The organism is Moorena sp. SIO4A5, from assembly GCF_010672005.1.
Taxonomy (GTDB): Bacteria; Cyanobacteriota; Cyanobacteriia; order Cyanobacteriales; family Coleofasciculaceae; genus Moorena.
This window is the reverse complement of sequence record NZ_JAAHHZ010000391.1, coordinates 1-4,444: the sequence shown is the minus strand read 5'-3', so window position 1 is coordinate 4,444 and position 4,444 is coordinate 1. Positions and strand designations below refer to the sequence as shown.

The 4,444-nt window shown below is 38.7% G+C and carries 3 protein-coding genes; all 3 read left to right on the top strand.

Annotated features, from left to right (window positions below):
* Positions 1 to 407: 407 nt before the first annotated feature.
* Entirely contained in the window at positions 408 to 662 is a 255-nt protein-coding gene (locus tag F6K57_RS37660; RefSeq protein WP_293065459.1) for a transposase, read from the top strand.
* Between the two features lie 264 nt (positions 663 to 926).
* The gene (locus tag F6K57_RS37655; RefSeq protein ID WP_293073498.1) at positions 927 to 3,053 is read left to right on the top strand and encodes a hypothetical protein; all 2,127 of its coding nucleotides are present in this window, start codon (positions 927 to 929) and stop codon (positions 3,051 to 3,053) included.
* Between the two features lie 420 nt (positions 3,054 to 3,473).
* Positions 3,474 to 4,444: hypothetical protein (locus F6K57_RS37650; RefSeq protein WP_293073495.1), on the top strand; the 971-nt coding region annotated here is incomplete at its 3' end.

Below are 4,444 nucleotides of genomic sequence, written 5' to 3'. Positions count from 1 at the left end.
TGATATAATTTTGGTAGCATTTTAAATTGATAGGTCGTATTGACAAGTTATGACCTATCTTTTTTTACCATAATTTGCTCAATTTAAGATATATCAAGGGTTACAGGGCGCTTGTCGCCCCCCCAGCTATTATTGACTAAAATAATCATTATACTATTGCCGTCAAAAAAACTCAAAAAACACTCTATAACTCTCTAGAATATGTTAGTACTCATCAAACACCAATTACAGTTAATTGCACTATTGACAAGAGTCATGGCCGAGAAATTGAGCGCACTACTTACTTGTTTGAGCCTCCGGCTTATTTTTGCTTAGATTGGTGGCATGTCAAGAGTTTTATAAAAGTAGTTAGACAAGGAAAAAGAGGAAATGCCAATTATAATAATATTGCTTATTAGAACAGTAGCTTGTCAGAAACGGCTAAAGTATTTGCTGATAAAATTAAAGGACACTGGGCAATCGAAAATAAATGGCATTGGATTAAAGATGTGATTTTACAGGAAGATCATTGTTCTTTTAATGACACTCAAGCTACTACTAACTTTTCTATTCTCAACACAGTAGCTCTAAATCTTTTCCGAATTTTGGGCTTCGACTCAATTACCGAAGCCCAAAGATGGCTTCGTAACAAGTGGTCTAGGCTTTGGGTTTTGTTAGAATGAAACAGCCCTGCCCCCAGCCCCCCGCGCGGAAGGGGGGAGCCATACTCAAAGTCCCCCTTTTTTAAGGGGGATTTAGGGGGATCTCCGAGGCAAGAAGACACGCCCTAGCCCATTAGCTGACAGCTGATCGCTGACGGCTGATAACTAAATGCTTACACCAAATTTAATTTTCGTTCCTTATATGAATATTCATTACTTTTTTTGAGATTAGCTTGTTAATAAAGTTTACATCTGCCATCCTGATCAATGATGTAGAATTTAGTTATGAATACAAACAAGAAAATTATACATCAAATTTTTCGGGATGGCGTTAGTCAGCGCGGACGCTTGCTAAGGGAACTCGAACCAGATTATGTTTCCGTAGATGAGCGCGATGTTTATGATTTACTCACCTTCGTACAAGAGTATGCCACAAAACTAAACTATTACGATGAGTCCAATCGGATAAATGGGGATTGGTCGAGTTTCTTTGCGGGAGATGTTGAGCAAATGGTTGCTTACATTAATAACCCGGAAAACTTCGCAGACGAGCCATCGACACAACGGCAATTAGCCCAACCTCATCTAGTTTTGTTGTTCACGTTTTTACAATTATTACGTTATCCTCAGCAACAGTTCAAGGCACTGACCCAAAGATATCTCGATTTTTACTATAAAGAGGTACTGCAGTTAAGGACAAAAGAGGAAGTTCCAGACAAGATTCATGGGATTTTTGAGCTGGCGCAAGGAGAAGAAGCCCATCTTATTAACAAGGGTACTTTGCTCAGCGCTGGACAAGATAGTCAAGGGGTTAATATTAACTATGCCACCGATGAAGATATAGTTGTTAATCAAGCTCAAGTAGCCAGCATCAAAACGTTATTTTTAGAAAAAAATTATATCGGTTTAGAAGAAATTCATAATCAAGATAATAAGAGCGATCAAAGTTTTGAAACTATGCTGCGCTGGGCGGTTGGTAGCCCCAACCAAGGAGACAAACTTCCTGATTTTAATGGTGAATCTGTTGATATTGATTATCTCAAAGACACTATTTATCAAGGGATTAAAAATCCTGAACAAATCTCTGAAGAAGAAGAAGAAAAGGATTCTATTGAAAATTATATTAAAAATCAACTATTTTTTGTCTCTACAGAAGATTTTAAGTATTGCTTTGATATCCATGATAGGCAAATAAATAAAGACAATCCAGAAGTAGAAGAACCTACAGAATTAGAATGGAACGAAGTTTATAAAATAATTGAAAAAGCCTACAGAAAAAAAATTACCATGGGGAGGCGTAATGCCTTAAAACAAAAGCGAGAACAGTCCGATTTCAAGAGCATGATGGAATGGGCTCTTGGTCATCCTAATCCTGGCGATCCTTTGCCGAAAATGCCTAATGGTTATACAACCCTCCAAGAGATAGTTGCTGATCTTGACCAAGAGCGAGTTATTAGATATGTCAAAGAAGAACTGTATCTGAGTGTGGCAGATTTCCGGAAGATTATGGAAATCCAAGCTACTACAGAAAATCCTGATTGGAAAGAAGTCTATCGCCTCGTTGAAAAAGCCCAAACCAAGAAAAGAAACTTTACTTACCCTCCCATTGGAAAAACCGAAATTAAAAATATCCATGGAAGTTCACTAGTTGACGCGGAAGAGGGACAAGTAACTAAAGCACAACGTTTTCATACTTTTGGCAACATTACTCAAACCTCACAAAATTCCATCGGTTTTGCCGTTACTTCTCCCGTCTTGTTGTTGCAAGAAGGTACACGTAAGATTACCCTTACCTTCGCCTCTGAAGGAAACACTTTGAATCGGGATACTTTCCAAGAAATACTAAGTAGCGACCCTTTTGAGATTTACTTGAGTAGTGAAGCCCAATGGATACAACCTCAAGCTTTTGAAGCTAAAGTTGGCGATTTTATTGTTGAAGAACCACTAGACTATTATAGCAGTACAGAACTATCTCTGAGTTCCACTGCTTCGGACAACGATAACTTGACAAGCGTTTCTTTTAGTGAAGGCTCTGAACATACCTTTTCTGAGAGCGACGATGTAGGGCAACTTCTGGTTTGGAATGACGGCAAGATATTCAAGATTATAGGATTAGTCAGGGATAAAGAAGCTAATATACAGCAAATTGGTATCGGTAATTTCCCTCAAGAGGCTGTTAGTACTGACCAGATTAACCTCTATCGTAATTCTGCTATTTACCTCAACAGTTTACAGTTTCAGTTAACCCTCGATCCCACCCTACCTGCTATTTTGCCACCCAAACCAGATGAGTCAACTTTTTTCCTGGACACTCCCTATCCAGTGGTAAAAATTCTGTTGAAAGAAATATCATCAGCAGAAAATACCCAGGAAAAACTATATTACGATCAATTTAAATCGGTACGCTTATAAAAAGTAAAGATACAAGTTAAAGTAGAAAATAGTCAAGATGTCCAACTGCGGAATGATAACTCAGTACTAAATCCCAAAATTCCTTTTCAACCCTTTGGCAATAATCCTAAAGTAGGTTCGGGGTTTTACTTCGCTAATCGAGAAATTAGCACCAAAAAATTAGATAGTCTTGCCATTAATATGGAGTGGATGGGACTTCCTAAAGACTTTGCCACCCATTATGAGGCATATTCAAGTACTGGGGTAATTACGGATGCAATTACTAATAACAGCTTTAAAGCCAGTTTGAAGCTTTTTAATAACCGAAGCAGGGTGGATTTTTAAAAAAATGACAAAGAAATATTTACAGAAAAAACAATTACAATTACCGGTACCGGAGAAAACCAAGAAGAAAAAACTATTTTTAAAAAAAATACTTCTTTGAGTTATCACAACTCCAATCTACAAGATGATTCATCATCTAATTCCCTTATAGATATAGATACAGATGATCCTTTTGAGCAAAATCGGTATTTCATACTGGAATTAGCAAGCCCAGATTTTGCATTTGCCCATGATTTATATCCGATAGTATTAAATAAGGTGACTTCTGCAACGGATAAAGACGTTGTAAAAGATAAAGATGGAACCAAAGTAAAAGATAAAGATGGAAAGGATATAAAAATCAAATCCCTGACGGTTTATCCCCCTTACACCCCGCAAGTTAAAGCCATCTCCCTCGACTATACCGCCTCAGAAGAGATTGACTTGCAAGCCTCCCAAAGCGAGCAGGAACCTAGTAAAATCTTCCAACTTAATCCCTTTGGCTATGCCGATATCCAAACTCTCAATCAAGACAACCAATATTATCTCTTACCGAACTATCAAGAACAAGGCACTTTATACATTGGTATCCGTAATCTGCAACCACCCCAAAACATTTCCATCCTCTTCCAAATGATACCGGGCAGTGGTAATGGGGAACTAATTCCGCCACAGATTCACTGGAGTTACTTGAGTGGTAATTCTTGGCAGAAATTTCAAGATACAGAAATGCTTTCCGATAGTACCAATGGGTTAGTCGATTCGGGGATTATCCGCTTGAGTATTCCAGACAAAGCCACCAGTCAGCATAACTTATTACCCAGTGGTTTACATTGGTTACGAGCCACCGTCACCGAAAACGCTGCTGCAATTCCTGATACTCTCGACATCAAAACCCAAGCTGTCAGGGCGACCTTTGTTAACCAGGGGAATGCAGCCGACCATTTAAGTAAACCCCTGGCAGCTAATTCCATTCAAGGATTTGTAACACGAGATCCCGCCATCAACACAGTACAACAGCCCTATAGTTCCTTTGGCGGTAAACCAAAAGAAGACAATCGCGCCTTCACCATGCGGGTGAGTGAAAG

What these genes read in the sequence shown, in the direction of transcription:
- F6K57_RS37655 (WP_293073498.1), top strand. Translation starts at nt 927, where the DNA reads ATGAATACAAACAAGAAAATTATACATCAAATTTTTCGGGATGGCGTT.